Below are 23,141 nucleotides of genomic sequence, written 5' to 3' on the forward strand. Positions count from 1 at the left end.
AATGATAAATAAAGGGAAGGGCTGGCGTCTGGCCACCGTGGCTGCGGCGCTGATGATGGCAGGTTCTGCCTGGGCCACCGAATATTCCGCCAGCTTCAAGAATGCCGACATCGAAGAGTTCATCAACACGGTCGGCAAGAACCTGAACAAGACCATCATCATCGAGCCTTCGGTGCGCGGCAAGATCAACGTCCGCAGCTATGACCTGCTCAACGAAGACCAGTACTACCAGTTCTTCCTGAGCGTGCTCGATGTCTATGGCTTCGCCGTGGTCCCGATGGACAACGGCGTGCTCAAGGTGGTGCGCTCCAAGGATGCCAAGACCTCCGCCATCCCGGTGGTGGACGAGAGCAACCCCGGCAGTGGCGACGAGATGGTGACCCGGGTGGTACCGGTGCGCAACGTTTCGGTGCGCGAACTGGCGCCGCTGCTGCGCCAGCTCAACGACAACGCCGGCGGCGGCAACGTGGTCCATTACGACCCCTCCAACGTGCTGCTGATCACCGGCCGCGCCGCCGTGGTCAATCGGCTGGTGGAAGTGGTGCGCCGGGTCGACAAGGCGGGCGACCAGGAAGTGGACATCGTCAAGCTCAAGTACGCCTCTGCCGGCGAGATGGTGCGGCTGGTGACCAACCTCAACAAGGATGGCAACAACCAGGGCGGCAACACCTCCCTGCTGCTGGCCCCCAAGGTGGTGGCCGACGAGCGCACCAACTCGGTGGTGGTGAGCGGCGAGCCCAAGGCGCGCGCCCGCATCATCCAGATGGTGCACCAGCTCGACCGTGACCTGCAGAGCCAGGGCAACACCCGGGTCTTCTATCTGAAATACGGCAAGGCCAAGGATCTGGTGGAGGTGCTCAAGGGCGTCAGCTCCAGCATCGAGGCGGACAAGAAGGGCGGCGCGGCCACCACCACGGGCGGTGGCGGTGCCAGCATCGGCGGCGGCAAGCTGGCCATCTCCGCCGACGAGACCACCAATGCGCTGGTGATCACCGCCCAGCCGGACGTGATGGCCGAGCTGGAGCAGGTGGTCGCCAAGCTCGACATCCGCCGTGCCCAGGTACTGGTGGAGGCGATCATCGTCGAGATCGCCGATGGCGACGGTCTCAACCTCGGGGTGCAGTGGGCCAATACCAATGGAGGCGGTACCCAGTTTACTGACACCAACCTGCCCATCGGTTCGGTGGCCATCGCGGCCAAGGATTATCAGAAGAACGGTACCACCACAGGTTTGGCTGCCTTGGCCAAGGATTTCAACGGCATGGCGGCCGGCTTCTACAAGGGCAACTGGGCCGCGCTGGTCACCGCGCTCTCCACCAACACCAAGAACGATATTCTCTCCACGCCGAGTATCGTCACCATGGACAACAAGGAAGCCTCCTTCAACGTCGGCCAGGAAGTGCCGGTGCAGAGCGGTTCCCAGAGCTCCACCACCAGCGATCAGGTGTTCAACACCATCGAGCGCAAGACGGTGGGTACCAAGTTGGTGGTGACGCCGCAGATCAACGAAGGGGATTCCGTGCTGCTCAACATCGAGCAGGAGGTCTCCAGCGTGGCGCAGACCCAGGCACCCGGTACCAGCACGCTGGGCCCGACCTTCGATACCCGTACCATCAAGAACGCTGTGCTGGTGAAGAGTGGCGAGACCGTGGTGCTGGGTGGTTTGATGGACGAGAAGACCCAGGAGAAGGTCTCCAAGGTACCGCTGCTCGGCGACATCCCGGTGCTGGGTTATCTGTTCCGCTCGACCTCCAACTCGACCTCCAAGCGCAATCTGATGGTCTTTATCCGACCGACCATTTTGCGTGATGCCGATGTCTACAGCGGTATCTCCAGCAACAAGTACTCCCAGTTCCGCTCCGAGCAGCAGGAGGCGGCGGCGCAGGAGGGCTATCTCACCTCGCCCAAGCGCCAGGTGCTGCCCCAGTACGGCCAGGGCGTGACCATGTCGCCCGAGGTGCAGAAGCAGCTCCAGCAGACACAGCAGGCCCCGCAGGCGAGCGGCGGGTCCCAGCCATTCGTGGGTAACAAGTAATGGCGGCATACCAGCTGGATGGCGTCGACATGCCGGCAGCCCTGCCCGAGCTGCCGTTTGCCTTCGCCCGCAACTTCGGCGTGATCCTGACCGAGCGGCAGGGGGCACCTGTGCTGCTCTGCCGCCAGGGCGTGACGCCGCAAACCCTGCTGGAAGTACGGCGGGTAGCGGGCTGTGCCTTCACGGTGGAGCAGATGGACCGCGAGGCCTTCGAAGAGCTGCTGATGGCCCACTACCAGCGCGACTCCTCCGAGGCGCGCCAGCTGATGGAGGATCTCGGCAACGAGATGGACTTCTTCGCGCTGGCCGAAGAGCTACCTCAGAGTGAAGATCTGCTGGATGCCGACGACGACGCCCCCATCATCCGTCTCATCAACGCCATGTTGAGCGAGGCGATAAAAGAAGAGGCGTCCGACATCCACATCGAGACCTTCGAGCGCGCCCTGGTGATCCGGTTTCGCATCGATGGGGTGCTGCGGGAGATCCTGCGTCCCCATCGCAAGCTCGCCTCCTTGCTGGTGTCGCGCATCAAGGTCATGTCGCGGATGGACATCGCCGAGAAGCGGGTACCGCAGGATGGCCGCATCTCATTGCGCATCGGCGGCCGGGCGGTGGACGTGCGGGTTTCCACCATGCCGTCCAGCTACGGCGAGCGGGTGGTGCTGCGTCTGCTCGACAAGAACAACGTGCGGCTCGAGCTCAAGCAGCTCGGCATGACGCTGGCCAACCGCAACATCATCAGCGAACTCATTCGCAAGCCCCACGGCATCATTCTGGTGACGGGCCCGACCGGTTCGGGCAAGTCGACCACCCTCTACGCGGCCCTCTCCGAGATCAACTCGCGGGATCGCAACATCCTGACCGTCGAAGACCCCATCGAATATGACCTCGAAGGGGTGGGCCAGACCCAGGTCAACAGCAAGGTGGACATGACCTTCGCCCGCGGCCTGCGCGCCATTCTGCGCCAAGACCCGGACGTGGTGATGGTGGGGGAAATTCGTGACCTCGAGACCGCCCAGATCGCGGTGCAGGCGTCGCTGACCGGTCACCTGGTGATGTCGACCCTGCACACCAACACCGCCATCGGTGCCATCACCCGGATGCGGGACATGGGCATCGAGCCCTTCCTGCTCTCCTCCTCGCTGCTGGCGGTACTGGCCCAGCGGCTGGTGCGCACCCTCTGCCCCGATTGCCGCGCGCCGCGCGCCATCACCGAGCAGGAGCGCATTGCCATGGGCATCGAGCTGGCGCCGGATCAGCAGGTGTGGCGGCCGGTGGGCTGCGAGCAGTGCAACCACACCGGCTATCGCGGCCGGACCGGCATCCACGAGCTGGTGGTGATCGACGAAGCGGTGCGCGAGGCGATCCACAGCGCCAGCGGCGAGCTGGCCATCGAGCGGCTGATCCGGGGCCACACCCCCAGCATTCGCCGCGACGGCATCGACAAGGTACTCAAGGGGCAGACCAGCCTCGAAGAGGTGCTGCGCGTGACCCGGGAAGACTGAGATGGCAGCATTCGAATACAAGGCCCTCGACGGCAAGGGACGCAACAAGAGCGGCGTGCTGGAGGGGGATTCCGCCCGCCAGGTACGCCAGCTGTTGCGCGAGCAGGGGCTGACCCCGCTCGAGGTGAACGAGACCACCGAGAAGGCCAAGCGCGAGGCGAACCGCTTCGTGTTGTTCCGCCGTGGTGCCAGCACCGCCGAGCTTGCGATGATTACCCGCCAGCTGGCTACCCTGGTGGGGGCCGGGCTCACCATCGAAGAGGCGCTCAAGGCCGTCGCCGAGCAGTGCGAGAAGGCCCACCTGCGCAGCATGGTGGCCACGGTGCGCAGCAAGGTGGTGGAGGGCTATTCGCTGGCCGACTCGCTGGCGGCCTTCCCCCATGTGTTCGATCAGCTGTTCCGCTCCATGGTGGCGGCCGGCGAGAAGTCCGGTCACCTGGAGAAGGTGCTCAACCGCCTCGCCGACTACACCGAGCAGCGTCAGCACATGCGCACCAAGCTGCTGCAGGCGATGATCTACCCCATCGTATTGACCTGCGTCGCCATCGGCGTTATCTCCATCCTGCTCACCGCCGTGGTGCCCAAGGTGGTGGCCCAGTTTGAACATATGGGTCAGCAACTGCCGGCCACCACCCGTTTCCTCATCGGTACCAGCGAGCTGATGCAGCACTACGGCCTCTGGTTCCTGTTGCTGCTGCTGGTGGGTGGCTTTGTCTGGCGCTGGTGGCTGACCGATGACAAGCGTCGACGTCACTGGCACCAGCTGATCCTGCGCCTGCCGGTGATCGGTCGGGTCAGCCGTGGTCTCAACACCGCCCGTTTTGCTCGCACCCTGAGCATCCTCAACGCCAGCGCCGTGCCGCTGCTGGAGGGGATGAAGATCTCCGGCGAAGTGCTCTCCAATGACTTTGCCCGCATGCGCATCGGTGAGGCCACCGAGCGGGTGCGGGAGGGGACCAGCCTGCGCAAGTCGCTGGATGAAACCAAAATTTTTCCGCCCATGATGCTGCACATGATCGCCTCCGGCGAGCAGAGCGGCGAGCTCGACAACATGCTGGAGCGGGCGGCGGACAACCAGGATCGGGAGTTCGAAACCCAGGTGAACATCGCCCTCGGGGTGTTCGAACCCATGCTGGTGGTCTCCATGGCCGGGGTGGTGCTGTTTATCGTGATGTCGATCCTGCAGCCGATCCTTGAGCTCAACAATATGGTGAATCTGTAGGTTCGGGTGTCCAGATACGCTGCGCTATTCGAACCTGCCAGTCCAATCGAGCGATCGTGGTTTAACAGTTAATCGTTGATGGTTCATGCCATCTCATTTCGTGAGGGAGTAAGTCATGCAAAAGCGTCGTCAATCGGGTTTTACCCTGCTGGAAGTGATGGTGGTCATCGTGATCCTGGGGATCCTGGCCAGCCTGGTGGTGCCCAACCTGATGGGCAACAAGGAGAAGGCGGACCAGCAGAAAGCGGTCTCCGACATAGTGGCGCTGGAAAACGCCCTCGACATGTACAAGCTGGACAACAACCGCTACCCGACCACCGAGCAGGGGCTGGACGCGCTGGTCAACAAGCCGACCGCAGCACCTGAGCCGCGCAGCTACCGCGAAGGGGGCTACATCAAGCGCCTGCCGCAGGATCCCTGGGGCAACCCGTACCAGATGCTGAGCCCGGGCCAGTTCGGCAAGATCGACATCTTCTCCATGGGGCTGGATGGCGAAGCCGGTACCGATGACGACATCGGCAACTGGAACCTGAAGGACTTCCAATAAGTGATCCCGCCGCGTCGCGCTCACCGAGTCATGCCGGGGCTGCCTGAATGAAGGTGGCCTCTTCTGCCCGTCGCCAGGCCGGTTTTACTCTGCTGGAAGTGCTGCTGGTCGCCATGTTGATGGGTTGGCTCGAGGCCACTGCCATGCAGTTGAGGCTGGCGTCATGAAACATAGTCGCCAGGCCGGTTTTACCCTGCTGGAAGTGTTGCTGGTCGCCATGTTGATGGGGCTGGTTGCCACTGCCGTCACCCTCAGCATGGGTGGCGCCAGGGGGGATAGAGAGCTGGACAAGCAGGCGCGCCGCTTCATGGCCGTGCTGCAGCAGGCGCAGGAGTACTCGGTGATGGATGGCCGGCTGGTGGGCCTGCGTGTCGAGGACAACAGCTGGCAGTTCATGCAGCGCGCGGCCAAGGATCGCAAGTGGCAGGTGATGAGCGGTGACAAGCTGCTGGATCGGGTCGAGTTGCCCGACAACATGCGGCTGGCCATCGAGCTCGAGGGCTTCAGCTGGCGGACCGAATCCGACGAGAAGTACGAGAAGGGGCGCGACGAGAAGGAGCGCACCCCGCAGGTGTTCATCTTTCCCGGTGGCGAGCTGACCCCCTTCGTGCTGACCCTGACCCAGCAGGACGACGATCTGCGCTATGTGCGCACGGTCAAGGCGGACGAGTTCGGCCGTCTGCGTCTGCTGCAGGACGAGGAGGAAGAGGAATGAACGCCCGCGGCATGACCCTGCTGGAAGTCATGGTGGCGCTGGCGGTGTTTGCCATCGCCGGGCTGGCGGTGATGAAGACCGCCAGCGAGCACCTCTCCGGCCTCAACTATCTGGAACAGAAGACCCTGGCGACCTGGGTGGTGGAGAACCAGCTGGTACAGCAGAAGCTCGAAGCCAAGTGGCCCGGTGACAGCTGGGTGGAAGGGGACGAGCAGATGGCGGGCCAGACCTGGTACTGGCGCTATCGCGGCGTCGCTACCGCCGACAGCAACTTCAAGGCGCTGGACATGGAAGTGCGTACCACGCCCAAGGCTGACAGCCCGGTGGCCATGATTCGGACCTATATCAGCCGATGAACCTGCATCAAGGTGTCTCCATAAGCCGGAGCCGGCATCAGCCGATGAACATTCACCAACGAGTCTCCATGATCCGGAGCCAGCGTCAGGCGGGGTTTACCCTGCTGGAGATGCTGGTGGCCATCGCCATCTTCGCCGGCCTGAGCCTGGGCGCCTATCAGGTGCTGCAAGGGGTGCTCACCAGCGACGAGGTGGCCAAGCGCAAGGAGGCACGTCTTTCCGAGCTGCAACTGGCCTTCTCCGTGCTGGAGCGGGACATCACCCAGATGGTGCCGCGCAGCGGCCGCATCGACGGCGAGAACAACAAGGTGCTGCTGGCGGCCTCCCGCTTTGGCCAGCAGAGCGACGACTGGGGCATGGCCTTCATGCGCGGCGGCTGGCTCAACCCGGACGGCATGCTGCCACGCTCCGGCCTGCAGCGGGTCGGCTGGCGCCTCAAGGATCACAAGCTGGAGCGGCTGAGCTACCTCTACCCGGATCCGGTGATCGGCACCGAGCCGCGCATCCAGCCGATGCTGGAGCGGGTGACGGCGCTGCGGCTCTACTTCTACGACAAGGGCGCCTGGAAAGAGGAGTGGACCCAGCGCAACGTGCTGCCCTACGGGCTGGCGGTGGAGCTGGATCTGGAAGACTACGGTACCATCCGTCGCCAGTTCCTGATCGGTGCTGGCGGTCAGAGGGCAGAGAATGGTAACTGATCGTCATTTTCCCCTGTCCGTCATGGAAGATGACGGCACTATTCGACGTAGCCAGTTCCTGATCGGTGCTGGCGGCCAGCGAGCGGACAATGGCAATTAAGCGCGGCCGGGGCCGATCCCGCACCACACCGGGCCGCCAGGGGGGCATGGCCCTGCTGGTGGTGCTGCTCATCCTGTCGGTGATGGTGATCATCGCCAGCAACATGAGTGGTCGCCTGCAGCTGGAGCTGCGTCGCACCGCCAACCTCACCGCCGGCAAGCAGGCCTGGTGGTATGCCATGTCGGCGGAGGCGCTGGTGAGCAAGGTGCTGGCCCAGGATTTCAAGGACGACCCCAACGTGGTCAGCCTGGGGCAGAACTGGGCGCGCCAGGATGCGGTCTTCCCGGTGGATGACGGCAAGCTCACCGGCCGGGTGCGGGATCTGCAATCCTGCTTCAACCTCAACAGCCTGAGCGTGCCGTTGAAGGACGGGATCAGTGGCGACGATCTGGAGAAGCAGCCCTATCCGGTCAAGGTGTTCAAGGCGCTGCTCAAGCAGCTCGAGGTGGAAGATTATGAGGCGGTGCAGCTGACCGATGCCATCCGCGACTGGACCGACAAGGATACCGTGCTGGTGTCGAGCTACGGCGCCGAGGATGCCTATTACGAAGGGCTCACCCCCCCTTATCTGACCGCCAACCAGTGGATGCTCGGCACCGACGAGCTGCGGGCGGTGCGCGGGGTGAGCGCCAAGCTGTACGCCCGGCTGGCACCCTATGTGTGCGCCCTGCCCAACGACAAGCTGGTGGTGAACGTCAACACCATCCGGCCGGAGCAGTCGGCCCTGCTGGTGGCGCTCTATCTGGACAAAGTAGGGCTGGACGATGCCAAGCGGGTGCTGACCAGCCGCCCCCAGAAGGGGTGGAAGAACAAGAAGGAGATGACGGACCAGATGCCGGTACAGGTGGGCAACATCCAGGGGCTGGATGCGGCACTGGACGTCAAGAGCAGCTATTTCGAGGCCAGGCTGATTGCCGAGGTGGGTGACACCCGCGCCCGGCTGGAGAGCGTCTTCGTGCGCGGCAAGGACAACAAGCTGGTGATGCTGCGCCGTCTGAACGGCGGCGCCGAATAACAAGGGAGGCGGGCGACGGCCGTTGGCCAGCTCGCGCCATCCCCCGATTGGACTGCAGCCGATGGCTGCGCGCCCGCCCATCCCGAGGGATGCGAGCGGGCATGGCAGGAGAGACATTAGTGAGCGAGAGTCTGGTCATCCGTCTGGGGACCAATGCGCAGCAGCCGGTCGAGTGGCTGGTGTGGTCGGGTGGGGAAGAGGAGGTGATCGCCTCCGGTACCCTGGCCTCGGCCCATGCCCTTGGCGAGCTGCAGGAGCGGGCCGGTGGCCGCCCGGCGGTGGTGCTGGTGCCCGGCAGCGATCTTATCTTCCGGCGGGTGAGCCTGCCGGGCAAATACAGCCGCCAGAGTGCGGCCGCCTTGCCCTATCTGCTGGAGGAGCAAATCGCTTCCGACGTGGATGAGCTGCACCTGGTGGTGCTGGGTCATCAGGGTCACGAGGTGGATCTGATGGCGGTCGACAAGGAGAAGATGCAGACCTGGCTCGGCTGGCTGGAGCAGGCCGGTCTCAAGAGCCGGCAACTGCTGCCGGACGTGCTGGCGCTGCCGCAGGCGAGCGAGGGCTGGTCGGCGCTGCAACTGGGCAAGGAGTGGCTGCTGCGCCAGGGGCCCTGTCAGGGCATCGTCGCCGACGAGCCGCTGCTGGCCATGCTGCTGGCGGCAGAACCGGCGCCGGTGACCATTCACAGCCATACCCCGCCGCCGGCCATTGCGGCGGCCAGCTGGCAGGCGGCCGATCCCGAGCTGCCCATGCTGCTGCTGGCCCGTGGCGCGCTCGCCAGTCAGGCCAACCTGCTGCAGGGGCCCTACCGGCCGCAGACCGAATACTCCCGCTACTGGCAGCAGTGGCGCAAGGTGGCGGTGGTGGCCGGGGCGCTGCTGGTGGTGGCGTTCGCCCAGCGCGGCGTGCAGCTCTATCAGCTGGCGGAGCAGGACAAGGCGCTCAAGGCGGAGATCCGGCAGGTCTACACCCGGATCTTCCCGGGGGAGAGCCGCATCGTCAACGTGCGCAGCCAGATGACCCAGCACCTCCAGCAACTGGGGCAGACGCCGCAGGACGGGGTGCTGATGGTGCTGACCGAGCTGGCCCCTACCTTCGCCGAGGTACCCGGCCTCAAGCCCGAGGTGCTGCGTTTCGACGCGGCTCGCGGCGAGCTCAGGCTGCAGGTGACGGCCCCCGGTTTTGCCGAGATCGAGCGTTTTCGCGAGCTGGCCGGCAAGCGCTTCGACGTGCAGCAGGGGGAGGTGCGCAGCACCGAAGGCAAGGTTGAAGGGGCACTGGTGCTGAAGGGTAAATCATCATGATGGACAAACTACAAGGCTGGTGGCGCGGCATCAGCGCCCGCGAGCAGCGGCTGGTGGCGGTGGGCGGCAGCGTGCTGTTGATCGGCTTCTGCTACTGGGTCATCTGGCAGCCCATCGGCAATCGCATCGACGAGCGCGAGCGGCAGGTATTGAGCCAGCAGCAGACCCTCGCCTGGCTGAAAGAGAAGGGTGAAGAGGTGCTGGCGCTGCAGGGTGGCCAGGGCCACCAGCTCGATACCAGCGGCACCCTGGAAGGGGTGGTCAACCGCACCGCCTTCAACCAGAAGATCAAGATTGCCCGCTTGCAGCCCCAGGGCCAGGAGCTGCAGGTGTGGATCGACACGGTGGCGTTCGATGACCTGCTGATCTGGCTGGCGACCCTGGCGGATCGCCATGGCGTGCAGGTGCAGGTGATCGAGGTGGCCCGCGAGAATCTGGCGCCCGGTCTGGTCAAGGTACGCCGCTTGCAGCTGAGCCGTCCCCAATGAAACCACGCGTCCCGAGCAGGGCCCCGCGCCTGATCGGGCGTTTGCAGTCGAGTCGTTTTCTATGAAGCAAAGAGTGCTGATTGCCGTGCTGTTTCTGGCGGCCTATCTGGTTTTCCTGCTGGCCAAGCTGCCGGCGTCTCTGGTGGTGCGCTACCTGCCGCTGCCGCCCCTGGTACAGCTGGAAGGGGTGAGCGGCACCCTCTGGAGCGGCCAGGTTGCCCGCCTGCAATACGCCAGTGAGTCGCTGACCCAGCTGCGCTGGGAGCTCAACGGCTGGTCGCTGCTGCGTTTTGCCCCTGAGGTGTCCCTGCGCTTTGGCGAGCGCAGCGGCCTCAACGGGCAGGGGGTGGTTGGTTGGAGCGGCGCCGCCTTTGGCCGCGACATCACCCTCAACGTGCCGGCCCCCTGGCTGCTGGCGCGGGTGCCGATGCAACTGCCCGTGCCGGTGACGGTGGCTGGCCAGCTGCAGCTCAAGCTCGATCAGGTTGCCCAGGGAAACCCCTGGTGCGACAACCTCTACGGCAACCTCTACTGGTACGGGGCCGATGCCGATACCCCGGCCGGCAAGCTGGTGCTGGGGGATCCCGAGATCAAGCTGACCTGCATCGACTCCCGGCTGGTGGCCGAGCTCAAGCAGGGCTCGGAGGCGGTGCAGGTGCAGGGCAAGCTGGAGCTGCAGGCCAATCGCCAGTACCTGTTCCAGGGCACGTTGAAACCCGGGCCCGATCTGCCGGAGCAGATGAAGCAGGGGCTGCCCTTCCTCGGCCAGCCCGATGGTCAGGGGCGCTTCCCGCTGCGCTACCAGGGCCGCATCTGACGGCCTTGCTGTCTGAGCTGGCAAGCATCAACACCACCCCGCCCCGGCGGGGTGGTGTCGTTATGGGGGCGTGCCGGCTGGCGCCGTGATGAGGTGATTGAGGAAGAAGCGGAACAGCTCGGCCCGCGAGCGCAGGTGCAGCTTGGCATAAAGATGCTTGCGGTGATTCTTCACCGTGCCGCTGCCGATGCCGAGCGTACCGGCAATGGCCTCGGTATCCAGCCCCTGCAACAGCAATCCCGCCACCTGACGCTCGCGGCGGGTGAGGCTCGCCCCCCCCACGCTGGCGATGGCCTGCTCCACCGTCGCCTTGAGATCGGCGCCACCCGGTAGCATCGGGCTCTGGGCCAGCAGGGCGGCTTCCTCCCGCCAGTGCTGGCGGCACAGCGAATGCACCAGTGGAAACAGCGCCTCCAGCCGGGCCAGCTCGTCACGGCTGAGGGAGCTGCGCTTGTCGAGCCGCCCCAGAAACAGCATCAGGGTGAGGCCGCCGCGCACCGGCAGGATCAGCCCCACCTCCTCCTGCCAGCCGGTGGCCTGATAGAAGTGGTGGCGATACTCGGGGTCGAGCCGCCCGCGCGACACCTGCGCCAGGGTCCAGACCCCGGCAGGCAAGCCCTGCTCCAGCGCCTGCATAAAGGGATCCTGGCTGAAGTGGCGGGTGAGGTAGCGATCGAACAGCAGCGCCCGCTGGTGATGCAGGTTGTCGTAGAGGTAGACGGGGCGTTGCCCCACCCCGAGCAGCAGGGCGCAGTCGAACGCCACCTGCTGCTGGATCAGGCGCACCAGTGCCGCCGGAAAGGCACTGCCGTGCAGGGCATCGACTACCTCGGTCATGCTGCGGGTCAGGGCATCTGTGGCAAGTGTCTGGTTCATGGCGATGGCTTCCGGGTGGCGGGCAGGCTCCCCGCGATGGTCACACGATAGCCGGATGCTAGCACGAGAGTGGCAAAACTGTCCCCTGGGGGACATATTCGGCGCACGCCAGAGCGGCGAGGATGTGGGCTTTTCCCCCTGCTGTTGGAGAACCCATGATCAACCCCCACCTGCTCGATGAGCTGACCCGACGTGGCCTGGTGGCCCAGAATTCCGACCCGGTGGCGCTGGCTGACCATCTTGCCACCCCGCGCACCGTCTACTGCGGGTTCGATCCCACCGCTGGCAGCCTGCACATCGGCCATCTGGTGCCGCTCTTGATGCTGCGCCGCTTCCAGCTGGCGGGCCACACCCCGGTGGCGTTGGTGGGCGGAGCCACCGGCCTTATCGGCGATCCCAGCTTCAAGGCGACCGAGCGCAACCTCAACAGCTCCGAGACGGTGCAGGGCTGGGTGGCCAGCCTGTCGGCCCAGATAAAAGCGCTGCTGCCGGCCAGCGAAGGGCTGGCGGCGCCGCTGCTGGTCAACAACGCCGACTGGATGGGGCAGATGTCCGCCCTCGATTTTCTGCGCGACATCGGCAAGCACTTCTCGGTCAACGCCATGCTGGTCCGCGAATCGGTGCGCCAGCGGCTGGCCCGCCCGGATCAGGGCATCTCCTTCACCGAGTTCTCCTACGCCCTGCTGCAATCCCAGGACTACGCGGTGCTCAACCAGCGCCTCGGCTGCACCCTGCAGATCGGCGGCAACGACCAGTGGGGCAACATCACCAGCGGCATGGACCTCACCCGCCGCCTCCATCAGGCTCAGGTCTATGGCATGACGCTGCCGCTCATCACCAAGGCGGACGGCACCAAGTTCGGCAAGACCGAAGGGGGGGCAATTTGGCTCGATCCGGCGCTCACCTCGCCCTACGCCTTCTACCAGTTCTGGCTCGGCACCGCGGACGAGGATGTCTACCGTTTCCTGCGCTACTACAGCTTCATGCCGCTGACCGAGATTGAGGCGCTGGAGGCGGAGGATGCGAAGCGGCAGGGGCGCAAGCTGGCCCAGCAGGTGCTGGCCGACGAGCTGACCGAGCTGGTACACGGCAAGGGGGCGCTGGCGGCGGCGCAGCGCATCAGCGAGCTGTTGTTCAGTGGCGAGGTGGCCCGCCTTGGCGAGAGTGATCTGGCCCAGCTGGCGCAGGATGGCATGCCGGGCTGGCGAATCGAGGGGGAAACAGATCTGGTGACCCTGCTGGTGGAGAGCGGTCTGGCCAACTCCAAGCGCATCGCCCGCGAGCTGCTGGCGGCAGGCGCCATCAGCCTCAATGGCGAGATCCGCCGGGAAGAGCCACTGAGGGCGGCTGACCGGCTGTTCGGCCGCCACCTGCTGCTGCGCCGGGGTAAGAAGCAGTACCGGCTGGTGACGTGGCAGGGGTGAGCGACCCGGGATCGACAAGGGCTGCCTGGGCAGCCCTTTTGTTTATCCGTCAGTTCGGTGAGTGCTGTTCCCCTGCATCTCGGCTTATATGGCTTACTCGGCCAGCGGCAGCAACTCGGCGTAATCACGGATCGCCGGGAAGGCGGTGATGTGTTGCTCGGGCTGGCAACTGTCCGGGTTCTGGATGGCGAGCTGATAGCCGATGCCGTAATCGGCGGCGGCGCGCAGGATCCGCTCGCTGTCATCTACAAAGAGAGTGCGGGCCGGGTCGAATGCCAGCCGCTCGGCCAGTGCCTGCCAGCAGTGCTGGCTCTCCTTCGACCAGCCCAGCTCGTGGGTGCTCACCATCAGATCCAGGTGGCCGGCCAGCCCCAGCTGCGCATCCTTCACCGACAGGCTGGCGGGGTGGGCATTGGTGAACAGCACCAGCTGCTTGCCCGCGGCCCGCAGCGCGGCCAGGAAGGGGATGACGTGGGGCCGCCACTGGATCTTGGCCAGGCTCTCCTGCTTGAGGGCACGGATGTCGAGCCCCAGCGTCTCGCTCCAGTAATCCACGCAGTACCAGTTGAGGGTGCCGCTGACGGCCTGGTAGTGCGCCTCGATCTGCACTCTGGCCTCGGCCAGCGGCAGGCCGAGTCGCTCGGCATAGCGCTCGGGTACCAGCTGCTGCCAGAGGTGGTTGTCAAAATGGAGATCGATCAGGGTGCCATCCATATCGAGCAGGACAGTGTCAATCTGGTGCCAGGGCAGTGGGGTCGGCATGGGGCCTCGGTGGTCGGGTCGAAACGGGCGGGCATTATAACGGATTTTTCCCGCCGCTTTCCCACCCTTGCCCCGTGGTGTTCGGGAGGGGAGTCGTTTACTCTTGAAACACGATTTTTTAACGAGCAGCCAGCCCCGATGAGTGACCTCCACCAACGCAAACCCGTCCACCTCAGCGTCGACACCATGGCGCACGACAAGAGCAAGCCGGAGATCCTCAAGGCCGAGATCGTGGCCGAGAGCCGGCTGTTCAAGGTGGAGTCCCTCCACCTCAAGTTTTCCAACGGCGAGGAGCGGGTCTACGAGCGGATGCGCGGCGGCAGCCGGGGCGCCGTCATGGTGGTGCCGCTGTTCGATGCCCACACCCTGCTGCTGGTGCGCGAGTACGCGGCGGGCACCCACTCCTACGAGCTGGGCTTTCCCAAGGGGCTGATCGACCCGGGTGAAGATGCCTTCGAGGCGGGCAACCGGGAACTGATGGAGGAGGCGGGTTTTGGCGCCAACAGCCTGACCCTGCTCAAGCAGGTGTCGCTGGCGCCGGGCTACTTCTCCAGCCGGATGGACATCTTGCTGGCACGGGATCTCTTCCCCGAGCAGCGGGTGGGGGACGAGCCCGAGCCCCTCGAAGTGATCCCCTGGCCGCTGAACCGGATCGACGAATTGCTGGCGCGACCCGATTTTACCGAGTCGCGCAGCATCAGTGCGCTGCTGCTGGCCCAACGCTGGCTGGCGGAGCAGGCAGAGTAGCCCGCAGACGGGCAGTTAGAATACAGAGGATAACAAGATGCAGGAGTTGTTGGCCTGGGTGCCGGGGGTCAAGGAGATCGCGCGCGAAGCGGGCCGGATCCTTCACGAAATCTATCACGGCGGTCAGTTCGAGCGTCAGCTGAAGGAGGATGCGACCCCGGTCACCAGTGCCGATCTTGCTGCCGATGCCTACCTCAAACAGGCGCTGTCGGCGCTCACTCCCCACGTTCCCGTGCTGACCGAAGAGGCGGCCGACATCCCTTTCAGCCAGCGCGCCAACTGGCGCCAGTACTGGCTGGTGGATCCCCTCGACGGCACCGGCGAGTTCATCGCCGGCAGCGGCGACTTCGCCACCTTGATCGCCCTGGTGCAGGACAATGTGCCGGTGCTTGGCGTCATCTATGCCCCCGAGTCGAACGTGCTCTACTGGGCGGTGCGCGGTCATGGCGCCTTTAAGGAGGCGAACGGCGAGGTGCACCCCATCAGCGCCATGCACCACGAGCACGATCAGCCCGATTCGCTGGTGGTGGCCATCAGCCGTCGTCAGAAGCTGGAGAACCTGACCCGCCGCCTCAACCCGGCCATCAACTACGAGCTGATCCCGCTCGGCTCCAGCTCGCTCAAGTCCTGCCTGGTGGCGGAAGGGGCGGCCGACTGCTACGTGCGGCTCGGCCCCACCGGCGAGTGGGACACCGCCGCCGCCCAGTGCATCGTCGAGGCGGCCGGTGGCCGCATCCTCAGCCTGGCGCTGCAGCCGCTGCGCTACAACGAGACAGAGTCGCTGGAGAACCCGGACTTCATCGTGATGGGGGATCCGGATCTCGCCTGGGGCAGCATTCTGGCGCACTGAGCGGGTCAACAGGTCATCATTGACGGCAATCAGGCGGCCCATGGCCGCCTGATTGCTTGGTGTGATCCGCTGGTTTCATCGTGAATGAACAGAAATATCCGCTGGCAAAGCGCGGGAATGACAGTGAATCATCACAAGAGAAGGCGGAGGAATGGCACGATTTTTCAGGTAATTCTGCAAACGATCATTTGGCCAAAATAAAAAATTGAACAAGAGTGAAAATTTGGTTTTAAATTTCACGTTTTCAACAATATTCAGTTTTACTCATTTATGTGATCCCGATTCCATTCCCAATCTCACTGGCTGAAGCCCGTAATGGTAGTGATATGTTTCAGGGTGGACTTTTGAGAATTAAATCCCGATAAATCACAATGAACTCAGATTAAAACACTGACAAAAAGTGAATTAGTAATGAGTTTATCTGTAGACGTCACCAAGGAGCTGTCCGGTTCCTGCTCCACCACCGTCAGCGCCACCCCCTGGCGTCGCCACGACACCCACTGGGTCATCAGCCTGTTTGGTACCGCCGTCGGCGCCGGCATCCTGTTTCTGCCCATCAATCTGGGTCTGGGCGGGATCTGGCCCCTCATCATCGTCTCCGTGCTGGCCGGTCCCATGACCTTCCTGGCCCACCGCGGGCTGGCGCGCTTCGTGCTTTCCTCTTCGCGCCCCCACGCCGACTTCACCGAGGTGGCCCAGGAGCACTTCGGCAAGATGGCCGGCCGCCTCATCTCGGCGCTTTACTTCCTCTCCATCTTCCCGATCCTGCTCATCTACGGGGTCGGGCTGACCAACACGGTGGAGAGCTTCATGATCAATCAGCTCGGTATGGATGCCCCGAACCGGGTGATGCTCTCCGGTCTGCTGGTGTTCGCCATGATCGCCGTGATGCTGGCCGGCGAGAAGGCGATGCTGCGTGCCTTTGCCGTCATGGTCTATCCGCTGGCGGCCATCCTGGCGGCGCTCTCCTGCTACCTGATCCCCCAGTGGCAATGGCCGCAGCTGGGCAGCCTGGAGGGCGGCAGCTTCCTCAACACCGTCTGGCTGGCGCTGCCGGTCACCGTGTTCGCCTTCAGCCACGCCGCCGCCATCTCCGGCTTTGCCAACGTGCAGCGCCGGGAGTACGGCGAGCTGGCGGAAGCCAAGAGCAGCCTGATCCTGCGCAACACCACCGTGATGCTGGTGGGCTTCGTGCTGTTCTTCGTCTTCTCCTGCGTGCTGAGCCTCTCGCCGGCCCAGCTGGCCGAGGCCAAGGCCCAGAACGTCTCGGTGCTCTCCTACCTCGCCAACATCACCGACAATCCGGTGATCGTGACCCTGGGGCCGCTCATCGCCTTCATCGCCATCAGCTCCTCCTTCCTCGGCCACTTCCTCGGGGCCCGTGAGAGCCTGAAAAGCCTGATCGCCAAGCCCACCGGCCTGTCGCTGGCCAAGGCGGACCGGCTCGGCATCGCCCTGATGTTCTTCTCCATCTGGGGCGCCGCCATCATCAACCCTGGGATCCTGGGGCTGATGGAGACCCTCTCCGGCCCGGTGATCGCCATGATCCTGTTCATCATGCCGGTGGTGGCCATCTACAAGGTGGAGGCGCTGGCCCGCTTCCGCCACCGCTGGGCCAACGGCTTCATCCTGCTGACCGGCGCGCTGGCGGTGTCGGCGCTGATCTTCAGCCTGCTGAAGTAACGGCGAGCAACCAGCCGCAAATAAAGAGAGGCGACCCTGGGGTCGCCTCTCTTGTATCGGTCCGGTGGTGGCCTCAGCCGAGCTTGGCGCCGTTTTGTACCGCCTGCTCGGGGATGGCGATCACCACGGCGCCGTCCGGCCGGTAGAAGCCGGTCAGCAGAAACTCCGACTGGATCGGGCCTATCTGTTTGGGGGGGAAGTTCACCACGGCGACGATCTGGCGGCCCACCAGCTCCTGCGGTTGGTAGAGGTCGGTGATCTGGGCGCTGCTCTTGCGCACCCCGAGCTCGGGGCCGAAATCCGCCCACACCTTGTAGGCCGGGCGACGCGCCTCGGGGAAGGGCTCGACCCGCACCAGGGTGCCCACCCTGAGCTCCACCATCTCGAAATCCTGCCAGCTTATGGTCTGCATCTTGGCTCCTCGTTGCCCATACCTTGCATGAGCCTCAGCATGCCTCGAAACCACCTGCGCCGTCTTCGGCAAACGGCCGCCCGGTTACGGCAAGCGGCCGTTTTGCTGGCGCCAGAGGGAAGGGGTCAGTCCGGTTTCGGCCAGGAAGCGCTCGCCGAAGGCCCCCTGATTCTGGTAACCGCAGCGGCTGGCTATTTCGCCGACGGGCAGGGCTGTGTGGGCGAGCAGGGTACGCGCCAGCGCCATGCGCCGCGCCCGGATGTAGTGGGAGACGCTCATCCCCACCTGCTGCTGGAAGGCGTGCTTGAACTGGCTCTGGCCGAGGCAGGCGAGGGCGGCCAGCCGCGCGTTGCTGAGGGGCTCGGCGAGATGCGCCTCGATATGGCGCTGCACCTTGCCGATGCGCGGGGCGAGGCGGGCACGGGCGCGCGAGCCTGCCTGCTGCGCCTCTGCCAGCAGACCCAGCCACACCTGCTCCATGCCGGCCACGTGGCGCCCCTCGGCCACCATGCGGTGCAGGAAGGCGAGGTAGTGGCGCTGGGCCTGGTCCAGCTCGATGAAGGGGCGCTCGCCCAGCTCGCCGGGCAGCCAGTGACTCTCCTGCACCAGAAACGAGAGCGCCGGATCGGCGGCATAGTCGTGCCGCTCACCGGGGGCGATGATGCAGGCAAAGCCGGGCGCGAGCCGCCGCCCCTGGCCCTGCACCTCGATCTCGATGGGACCGTCGAGGGGGATCACCAGCTGGGCATGGTCGTGGCTGTGGCTGCAGATGTCGCTCTGGTAGCGACGCAGGCTGAAAGGGGCGGATAGCGATGACGCGGCCTGGGGCCGCGTCATCAAAGGGGGTTTGCTGTTTGGCATCTGCTGCAGGATTACTCGGCGTCGAAATCTTCGATCTCTTTGCCCAGCGCTTCCATGATGGCACGCGCCTCGGCAGGGACGCTGTCCGGATGATCCTTGCGCAGATCTTCGTCGCAGGGCAGCGGCTGACCGGTGAAGGCGTGCAGGAAGGCTTCGCAGAGCAGCTCGCTGTTGGTCGCATGACGCAGGTTGTTCACCTGACGGCGGGTGCGTTCATCGGTCAACACCTTCAGCACCTTGAGCGGGATCGAGACGGTAATCTTCTTGACCTGTTCGCTCTTCTTACCGTGTTCCGCGTAGGGGCTGACGTAGTCGCCGTTCCACTCTGTACCCATGATCCACCTGTTCTCATTTAGCCGTGAGCGCGGATTTTAACCCTTAAGGAATTTAATGGCAATCCAACAGCAAAGCCATTTAGACGTCTAGAGGTGTTGACGGCCTTTTTGAGCTGGCGTAGTGTGGTTCACCATGAGCCTGCAATGGCGGGATGGCGCGTGGCAGAAACAGCATGCCAGCGTGTGAAGAGACATCAAGGAGAGTGACATGACCCACAAGGCCACCCAAGCAGTACGCACCGGGATTGAGACTGACCAGCAACACGGTGCCGTGGTGCCGCCCATCTACCTCTCCAGCAACTACACCTTTGCCGACTTTGGCGAGCCCCGTCAATACGATTATGCCCGCTCCGGCAACCCGACCCGCACCAATCTGGCGGACGCGCTGGCGGCGCTGGAAGGGGGCGCCGGCGCCGTGGTGACCGGCACCGGCATGGGGGCCGTCCATCTGGTGACCACGGCTCTGCTCAAGGCGGGGGATCTGCTGCTCGCCCCCCACGACTGCTACGGCGGTACCTGGCGCCTGTTCGAGTACCTGGCGGCCAAGGGCCACTACCGGGTACAGTTCGTCGATCAGGGGGATGCGGCGGCACTGGCCGAAGCACTGGCCCAGCAGCCCGCACTGGTGTGGGTGGAGACCCCCTCCAACCCGCTGCTGCGGGTGGTGGACATCGCCGCCATCGCCGAGGCGTCCCACGCGGCGGGGGCCAAGGTGGCGGTGGACAACACCTTCCTCTCGCCGCTGCTGCAACAGCCGCTGGCGCTGGGGGCGGACCTGGTGGTGCACTCCACCACCAAGTACATCAACGGCCACTCCGACGTGGTGGGCGGGGTGGCGATCGCCAAGGATCCCGAGCTGGCCGACTCTCTGGTGTGGTGGGCCAACTGTCTGGGGCTCACCTCCGGGGCATTCGACTCCTACCTCACCCTGCGCGGTCTGCGCACCCTGGCCCCCAGATTGCGCGCCCATCAGGAGAACACCGATCGCATCCTCGCCTTCCTGCAGCAGCAGCCGCTGGTCAAGCGCATCTATCACCCCAGCCTGCCGAGCCATCCGGGCCATGATATTGCGCGCCGTCAACAGTCCGGTTTCGGCGCCATGCTAAGTTTTGAGCTCGATTGCAGCGAGGCGGGCATTCGCGCCTTCCTGGCGGCTCTCACCCTCTTCTCGGTGGCCGAATCCCTCGGCGGGGTGGAGAGTCTGGTGGCCCATCCGGCCAGCATGACCCACAGGGCCATGACCCCGGCCGCCCAGCAGGCGGCAGGCATCAGCAGCCAGCTGCTGCGTCTGTCGGTCGGTATCGAACACGGTGAGGATCTGGTGGCCGATCTGGCCGCGGCGTTTGCACAGGCACAGCAGGTGGCGAAGTAATGGAACAGCAGCAACAAGGAGAGATCGCGGTGGCAACAGAAGCAGGCTTGAAGCGACGTCACGTCCACAAATTCGGTGGCAGCAGTCTGGCGGATCCGGTCTGTTATCGCCGGGTCGCCAGCATTCTCGAACAACAAGCCGAGCAGCAGGGGGGCGGACGAGAGCTGGTGGTGGTCTCCGCCGCCGGCAAGACTACCAACCGGCTGATCCAGCTGGTGGAGCTGGCCGAAGCCGGCGATGAAGCCGCCGGCGAGGCCATCTCGGCTCTGCAGGCCTATCAGCAGAGCCTGATCGACGGCCTGCTGGAAGGGGAACTCCACCTCGAGCTGAGCCAGCAGCTGGCCGACGACATGCAGCTGATCGCCAAGACGCTTGAGGGGCAGTTTGACCGCTTCGAGCGCAACGGCCTGCTCGCCTTTGGCGAGGTGTGGTCGGCGCGCCTGTTGGCGGCCTTGCTCACCAGTCGCGGCGACAAGGCCATCTGGCTCGATGCCCGCAGCTTCCTGCGCGCCGAGGATGGCGCCCTGGTCAAGGTGGATACCGCGCTGTCCAGCGAACTGCTCAAGGCGCGGCTGGCGGAACACGCCGGGCGCATCGTGGTGACCGGCTTTATCGCCGCCGACATGGAGGGTCGCTCCTTGCTGCTCGGTCGCAACGGCTCCGACTACAGCGCCAGCCTGTTAGCCCTGCTGGCGGACGGCGAATCCACCACCATCTGGAGCGACGTGGCCGGGGTCTACAGCGCCGACCCGCGCCGGGTGAAAGAAGCGCGCCTGCTGGAGCGCCTGAGCCTCGCCGAAGCGAACGAGCTGGCCCGCCTCGGCTCCTCGGTATTGCACTCGCGCACCCTGCAGCCGGTGGCCGACAGCCGCCAGCGCCTCACTCTGCGCTGCAGCTACAACCCGGACGAGGGCTGCACCCATATCCTGCGTCGCGCCCCCCGCTCCGGCGGCGCCCGCATCGTCTCCTCGGTGGATCAGATCGCCCTCATCGAGCTCAAGGTGCTGCCGCAGACCCATTATGAGCAGACGGTGGCAGCCATCGAGGCCCATCTGGCCCGCCATCGCCTCAACCCACTCACCCTGCAGCGCCAGCCGGATCGCCGGATCCTGCGCCTCGCCTACACCCTCGAGGTGGCGCAGGGGGCGTTCGAGCTGCTGCGCGACTTCCAGCTGCAGGGCAGTTTCACCGGTCTTATCCAGCGTGAAGGCTACAGCCTGGTGGCGCTGGTGGGGGCTGGCGTCACCGACAACGCCGAGCAGTGCCACCGCTTCTACCAGCTGCTGGCGGATCAGCCGCTGGAGTTCGTGCAGGTGGCCAAAGACGGCCTGAGCCTGGTGGCCGTGCTGCGCCAGGTGGTGCTGGAGCCCCTGCTGATCGCCCTGCACAGCGCCCTGTTCAGCCGCCCGAACCGGGTCGGTCTGGTGGTGTTCGGCAAGGGCAACATCGGCGGTCACTGGCTCAACCTCTATGCCCGCGAGAAGGCGCGGCTCGAGCATGAACTGAACCTGGCGCTCACCCTCTACGGGGTGTTCAGCTCGGAAGGGGGCCTGCTCGATGAAGAGGGGCTGGATCCGCTCAAGGTGCAGGACAACTTCAACCCCAAGCCGCTGATCTGGCCCGAGCTGCTGGCCCAGCTGGAGCAGCACGGCTTCGATACCCTGATTGCGCTGGACATGACCGCCAGCGAGACGGTGAGCCGCTACTACCCGGACTTTGCCCAGCTCGGCATTCACATCATCGCCGCCAACAAGTTTGCCGGTGCCGCCGACAGCGAGTTCTACCAGCGCATCAAGCAGACCTGCCGCGACCATCAGGTGCAGTGGCGCTACAACGCCACTGTCGGTGCCGGGCTGCCGATCCAGTCCAGCATCCAGATGCTGCGCCAGAGCGGCGACCGCATTCAGGGGGTCTCCGGCATCTTCTCCGGCACCCTCTCCTGGCTGTTCCAGCAGTATGACGGCAGCCGCCCCTTCTCCGAGCTGGTGGACGAGGCGTGGCAACATGGCCTGACCGAGCCGGATCCCCGCGAGGATCTCTCCGGCCAGGATGTGCGCCGCAAGCTGCTGATCCTGGCGCGGGAGGCGGGCTTCGAGCTCGACTCCGCCGACATCGAGCTGGAGAACCTGGTGCCTGTCTCCCTGCGCAAGGTGAGCACGGATCAGTTCATGGACAGGCTCAAGGATCTGGATGACCCGATCCAGACCGCCTTCGAGGGGGCGCGCCGAGTCGGCAAGGTGCTGCGCTACGTCGCTCGCTTCGAGCACGACGGGAAGGCTCGAGTGGGGCTGGAGGCGCTGGAGCCCCACCACCCGTTCGCCAACCTGCTGCCGTGCGACAACATCTTCGCCATCGAGAGCGACAGCTATCGCACCAACCCGCTGGTCATCCAGGGGCCGGGCGCCGGTCGGGAAGTGACGGCCGCAGCCATCCAGTACGATCTCTGGCAGATCTGTGCCAGCCTGTAACAGCGGACAAGTCGTTCAGTCAAAGAGGCGCCAGTGGCGCCTCTTTTTATTGTTTAGCTGCAGGTTTTTAGGTCTACGGGCTGATTTCCCTATCCCGTAAGCTGCCCGTTTTTTAGCTTCTTCAACAGGTTGCAGGCAGGAGTCAGGTAATAACCGGACTTGCACATGTAGCATGAACGGGCATTGCTTCCGCACAGACTGGTCAAGAGCGGGCACGGTATTGGTTCCCCCTCTTATTCGCTGAGGCGAGTACGCTTGTCCAGGTCGCGAGACAGGATGTCGAGCGAGTGGCGCCGGGCCATGGATGGCCCGTCGGCGCGTGCCGTCGGACATGCGGGTGAGACGAAGTCGGGCGAATAAGCGGGGGAGAAGACCTTTGGTGCATTTTTTGAAAAGAGCGGGTCTTTCCAAAGTCACTCGCCCCAGCCCGAAGGGCGGGCGAAATCCCTTCGAGACCTGCAGGTTTGCATCCACCATCCTCTAAAGCCGTAAAGCGGGCGATTGCGCCTGATAGTTAATCGACCCTGCGATTCCATGGCAACGCCTAAC

General features: G+C 64.7%; 24 protein-coding genes. 19 read left to right on the forward strand and 5 right to left on the reverse strand.

Annotation, left to right across the window (positions count from 1 at the left end; translation table 11 throughout):
• The first annotated feature begins 1 nt into the window (after nt 1).
• The 12 genes from exeD to exeN all read left to right on the forward strand — a co-directional run bounded on the left by exeD (nt 2) and on the right by exeN (nt 10,802).
• Entirely contained in the window at nt 2-2,035 is a 2,034-nt protein-coding gene (exeD, locus tag AHA_RS02850) for a GspD family T2SS secretin variant ExeD (RefSeq protein WP_011704540.1), read from the forward strand.
• On the forward strand, nt 2,035-3,540 hold the full coding sequence (exeE, locus tag AHA_RS02855; RefSeq protein WP_011704541.1) for a GspE family T2SS ATPase variant ExeE: 1,506 nt from the start codon (nt 2,035-2,037) through the stop codon (nt 3,538-3,540). Before exeD ends, exeE begins: the two co-directional genes overlap by 1 nt.
• Nucleotide 3,541: 1 nt before the next feature.
• Nucleotides 3,542-4,762 carry a GspF family T2SS innner membrane protein variant ExeF gene (exeF, locus tag AHA_RS02860; RefSeq protein WP_011704542.1) on the forward strand — a complete coding sequence of 407 codons (1,221 nt, stop codon included), beginning with the start codon at nt 3,542-3,544 and terminating at the stop codon, nt 4,760-4,762.
• 115 nt (nt 4,763-4,877) lie between these two features.
• Nucleotides 4,878-5,309: a GspG family T2SS major pseudopilin variant ExeG gene (gene exeG, locus AHA_RS02865; RefSeq protein ID WP_005308483.1), complete on the forward strand. Its 432-nt coding sequence runs from the start codon at nt 4,878-4,880 to the stop codon at nt 5,307-5,309.
• Nucleotides 5,310-5,356: 47 nt separating this feature from the next.
• Complete coding sequence (locus AHA_RS02870; RefSeq protein ID WP_077392281.1) at nt 5,357-5,476, forward strand: type II secretion system protein; 120 nt, start codon at nt 5,357-5,359, stop codon at nt 5,474-5,476.
• Nucleotides 5,473-6,024: a GspH family T2SS minor pseudopilin variant ExeH gene (exeH, locus tag AHA_RS02875; RefSeq protein ID WP_011704543.1), complete on the forward strand. Its 552-nt coding sequence runs from the start codon at nt 5,473-5,475 to the stop codon at nt 6,022-6,024. The genes AHA_RS02870 and exeH overlap by 4 nt, the downstream gene beginning before the upstream one ends.
• Nucleotides 6,021-6,380 (forward strand): GspI family T2SS minor pseudopilin variant ExeI, encoded by a 360-nt coding sequence (exeI, locus tag AHA_RS02880; protein WP_011704544.1) that lies wholly within the window; start codon nt 6,021-6,023, stop codon nt 6,378-6,380. Before exeH ends, exeI begins: the two co-directional genes overlap by 4 nt.
• Nucleotides 6,381-6,448: 68 nt before the next feature.
• Nucleotides 6,449-7,078 (forward strand): GspJ family T2SS minor pseudopilin variant ExeJ, encoded by a 630-nt coding sequence (gene exeJ / locus AHA_RS02885; protein ID WP_011704545.1) that lies wholly within the window; start codon nt 6,449-6,451, stop codon nt 7,076-7,078.
• Nucleotides 7,079-7,167: 89 nt separating this feature from the next.
• Nucleotides 7,168-8,193 carry a GspK family T2SS minor pseudopilin variant ExeK gene (gene exeK, locus AHA_RS02890; protein WP_011704546.1) on the forward strand — a complete coding sequence of 342 codons (1,026 nt, stop codon included), beginning with the start codon at nt 7,168-7,170 and terminating at the stop codon, nt 8,191-8,193.
• Nucleotides 8,194-8,312: 119 nt separating this feature from the next.
• On the forward strand, nt 8,313-9,497 hold the full coding sequence (gene exeL, locus AHA_RS02895; RefSeq protein WP_011704547.1) for a GspL family type II secretion system protein ExeL: 1,185 nt from the start codon (nt 8,313-8,315) through the stop codon (nt 9,495-9,497).
• A complete protein-coding gene (gene exeM / locus AHA_RS02900) occupies nt 9,494-9,985 on the forward strand; it encodes a GspM family type II secretion system protein ExeM (RefSeq protein WP_011704548.1) in 492 nt (163 codons plus the stop codon). Before exeL ends, exeM begins: the two co-directional genes overlap by 4 nt.
• A gap of 61 nt (nt 9,986-10,046) precedes the next feature.
• Nucleotides 10,047-10,802 (forward strand): GspN family type II secretion system protein ExeN, encoded by a 756-nt coding sequence (exeN, locus tag AHA_RS02905; RefSeq protein ID WP_011704549.1) that lies wholly within the window; start codon nt 10,047-10,049, stop codon nt 10,800-10,802.
• A gap of 60 nt (nt 10,803-10,862) precedes the next feature.
• Here exeN and AHA_RS02910 read toward each other — a convergent pair whose 3' ends face one another.
• Nucleotides 10,863-11,678: a helix-turn-helix transcriptional regulator gene (locus AHA_RS02910; protein ID WP_164927534.1), complete on the reverse strand. Its 816-nt coding sequence runs from the start codon at nt 11,676-11,678 to the stop codon at nt 10,863-10,865.
• A 155-nt stretch (nt 11,679-11,833) separates the two neighbouring features.
• On the opposite strand from AHA_RS02910, the gene tyrS reads away from it, so the two are divergent.
• Nucleotides 11,834-13,102 (forward strand): tyrosine--tRNA ligase, encoded by a 1,269-nt coding sequence (tyrS, locus tag AHA_RS02915; RefSeq protein WP_011704551.1) that lies wholly within the window; start codon nt 11,834-11,836, stop codon nt 13,100-13,102.
• Between the two features lie 93 nt (nt 13,103-13,195).
• Here tyrS and yrfG read toward each other — a convergent pair whose 3' ends face one another.
• The gene (gene yrfG, locus AHA_RS02920; protein ID WP_011704552.1) at nt 13,196-13,864 is read right to left on the reverse strand and encodes a GMP/IMP nucleotidase; all 669 of its coding nucleotides are present in this window, start codon (nt 13,862-13,864) and stop codon (nt 13,196-13,198) included.
• A 138-nt stretch (nt 13,865-14,002) separates the two neighbouring features.
• On the opposite strand from yrfG, the gene nudE reads away from it, so the two are divergent.
• From nudE to AHA_RS02935, 4 genes are all read left to right on the forward strand, one after another.
• A complete protein-coding gene (nudE, locus tag AHA_RS02925) occupies nt 14,003-14,611 on the forward strand; it encodes an ADP compounds hydrolase NudE (RefSeq protein ID WP_164927535.1) in 609 nt (202 codons plus the stop codon).
• Nucleotides 14,612-14,648: 37 nt separating this feature from the next.
• A complete protein-coding gene (gene cysQ / locus AHA_RS02930) occupies nt 14,649-15,461 on the forward strand; it encodes a 3'(2'),5'-bisphosphate nucleotidase CysQ (RefSeq protein ID WP_011704554.1) in 813 nt (270 codons plus the stop codon).
• Nucleotides 15,462-15,541: 80 nt separating this feature from the next.
• Complete coding sequence (locus tag AHA_RS21930) at nt 15,542-15,670, forward strand: hypothetical protein (RefSeq protein ID WP_256681938.1); 129 nt, start codon at nt 15,542-15,544, stop codon at nt 15,668-15,670.
• Nucleotides 15,671-15,872: 202 nt separating this feature from the next.
• Nucleotides 15,873-17,144 (forward strand): serine transporter, encoded by a 1,272-nt coding sequence (locus tag AHA_RS02935; RefSeq protein ID WP_011704555.1) that lies wholly within the window; start codon nt 15,873-15,875, stop codon nt 17,142-17,144.
• A gap of 73 nt (nt 17,145-17,217) precedes the next feature.
• Here the strand turns inward: AHA_RS02935 and AHA_RS02940 are convergent, their stop codons facing one another.
• From AHA_RS02940 to metJ, 3 genes are all read right to left on the reverse strand, one after another.
• Complete coding sequence (locus AHA_RS02940; RefSeq protein ID WP_010635217.1) at nt 17,218-17,556, reverse strand: tRNA-binding protein; 339 nt, start codon at nt 17,554-17,556, stop codon at nt 17,218-17,220.
• Nucleotides 17,557-17,640: 84 nt separating this feature from the next.
• Entirely contained in the window at nt 17,641-18,393 is a 753-nt protein-coding gene (locus AHA_RS02945) for an AraC family transcriptional regulator (RefSeq protein WP_011704556.1), read from the reverse strand.
• A gap of 35 nt (nt 18,394-18,428) precedes the next feature.
• Nucleotides 18,429-18,752 (reverse strand): met regulon transcriptional regulator MetJ, encoded by a 324-nt coding sequence (metJ, locus tag AHA_RS02950; protein WP_005308521.1) that lies wholly within the window; start codon nt 18,750-18,752, stop codon nt 18,429-18,431.
• A 208-nt stretch (nt 18,753-18,960) separates the two neighbouring features.
• Between metJ and metB the strand changes: the two genes are divergently transcribed.
• Nucleotides 18,961-20,124: a cystathionine gamma-synthase gene (gene metB / locus AHA_RS02955; RefSeq protein ID WP_011704557.1), complete on the forward strand. Its 1,164-nt coding sequence runs from the start codon at nt 18,961-18,963 to the stop codon at nt 20,122-20,124.
• Nucleotides 20,124-22,592: a bifunctional aspartate kinase/homoserine dehydrogenase II gene (locus AHA_RS02960; protein ID WP_011704558.1), complete on the forward strand. Its 2,469-nt coding sequence runs from the start codon at nt 20,124-20,126 to the stop codon at nt 22,590-22,592. The genes metB and AHA_RS02960 overlap by 1 nt, the downstream gene beginning before the upstream one ends.
• The last annotated feature ends 549 nt before the right edge of the window (nt 22,593-23,141 follow it).

It is taken from the genome of Aeromonas hydrophila subsp. hydrophila ATCC 7966 (assembly GCF_000014805.1).
GTDB lineage: Bacteria > Pseudomonadota > Gammaproteobacteria > Enterobacterales > Aeromonadaceae > Aeromonas > Aeromonas hydrophila.

What these genes read in the sequence shown, in the direction of transcription:
- AHA_RS02945 (WP_011704556.1), bottom strand. Translation starts at nt 18,393, where the DNA reads ATGACGCGGCCCCAGGCCGCGTCATCGCTATCCGCCCCTTTCAGCCTG.
- exeD (WP_011704540.1), top strand. Translation starts at nt 2, where the DNA reads ATGATAAATAAAGGGAAGGGCTGGCGTCTGGCCACCGTGGCTGCGGCG.
- metJ (WP_005308521.1), bottom strand. Translation starts at nt 18,752, where the DNA reads ATGGGTACAGAGTGGAACGGCGACTACGTCAGCCCCTACGCGGAACAC.
- exeK (WP_011704546.1), top strand. Translation starts at nt 7,168, where the DNA reads ATGGCAATTAAGCGCGGCCGGGGCCGATCCCGCACCACACCGGGCCGC.
- exeJ (WP_011704545.1), top strand. Translation starts at nt 6,449, where the DNA reads ATGATCCGGAGCCAGCGTCAGGCGGGGTTTACCCTGCTGGAGATGCTG.
- exeM (WP_011704548.1), top strand. Translation starts at nt 9,494, where the DNA reads ATGATGGACAAACTACAAGGCTGGTGGCGCGGCATCAGCGCCCGCGAG.
- exeF (WP_011704542.1), top strand. Translation starts at nt 3,542, where the DNA reads ATGGCAGCATTCGAATACAAGGCCCTCGACGGCAAGGGACGCAACAAG.
- exeI (WP_011704544.1), top strand. Translation starts at nt 6,021, where the DNA reads ATGAACGCCCGCGGCATGACCCTGCTGGAAGTCATGGTGGCGCTGGCG.
- AHA_RS02910 (WP_164927534.1), bottom strand. Translation starts at nt 11,678, where the DNA reads ATGAACCAGACACTTGCCACAGATGCCCTGACCCGCAGCATGACCGAG.
- exeG (WP_005308483.1), top strand. Translation starts at nt 4,878, where the DNA reads ATGCAAAAGCGTCGTCAATCGGGTTTTACCCTGCTGGAAGTGATGGTG.
- AHA_RS02870 (WP_077392281.1), top strand. Translation starts at nt 5,357, where the DNA reads ATGAAGGTGGCCTCTTCTGCCCGTCGCCAGGCCGGTTTTACTCTGCTG.
- yrfG (WP_011704552.1), bottom strand. Translation starts at nt 13,864, where the DNA reads ATGCCGACCCCACTGCCCTGGCACCAGATTGACACTGTCCTGCTCGAT.
- nudE (WP_164927535.1), top strand. Translation starts at nt 14,003, where the DNA reads ATGAGTGACCTCCACCAACGCAAACCCGTCCACCTCAGCGTCGACACC.
- cysQ (WP_011704554.1), top strand. Translation starts at nt 14,649, where the DNA reads ATGCAGGAGTTGTTGGCCTGGGTGCCGGGGGTCAAGGAGATCGCGCGC.
- AHA_RS02935 (WP_011704555.1), top strand. Translation starts at nt 15,873, where the DNA reads ATGAGTTTATCTGTAGACGTCACCAAGGAGCTGTCCGGTTCCTGCTCC.
- AHA_RS02940 (WP_010635217.1), bottom strand. Translation starts at nt 17,556, where the DNA reads ATGCAGACCATAAGCTGGCAGGATTTCGAGATGGTGGAGCTCAGGGTG.
- metB (WP_011704557.1), top strand. Translation starts at nt 18,961, where the DNA reads ATGACCCACAAGGCCACCCAAGCAGTACGCACCGGGATTGAGACTGAC.
- tyrS (WP_011704551.1), top strand. Translation starts at nt 11,834, where the DNA reads ATGATCAACCCCCACCTGCTCGATGAGCTGACCCGACGTGGCCTGGTG.
- exeH (WP_011704543.1), top strand. Translation starts at nt 5,473, where the DNA reads ATGAAACATAGTCGCCAGGCCGGTTTTACCCTGCTGGAAGTGTTGCTG.
- exeN (WP_011704549.1), top strand. Translation starts at nt 10,047, where the DNA reads ATGAAGCAAAGAGTGCTGATTGCCGTGCTGTTTCTGGCGGCCTATCTG.
- AHA_RS02960 (WP_011704558.1), top strand. Translation starts at nt 20,124, where the DNA reads ATGGAACAGCAGCAACAAGGAGAGATCGCGGTGGCAACAGAAGCAGGC.
- exeE (WP_011704541.1), top strand. Translation starts at nt 2,035, where the DNA reads ATGGCGGCATACCAGCTGGATGGCGTCGACATGCCGGCAGCCCTGCCC.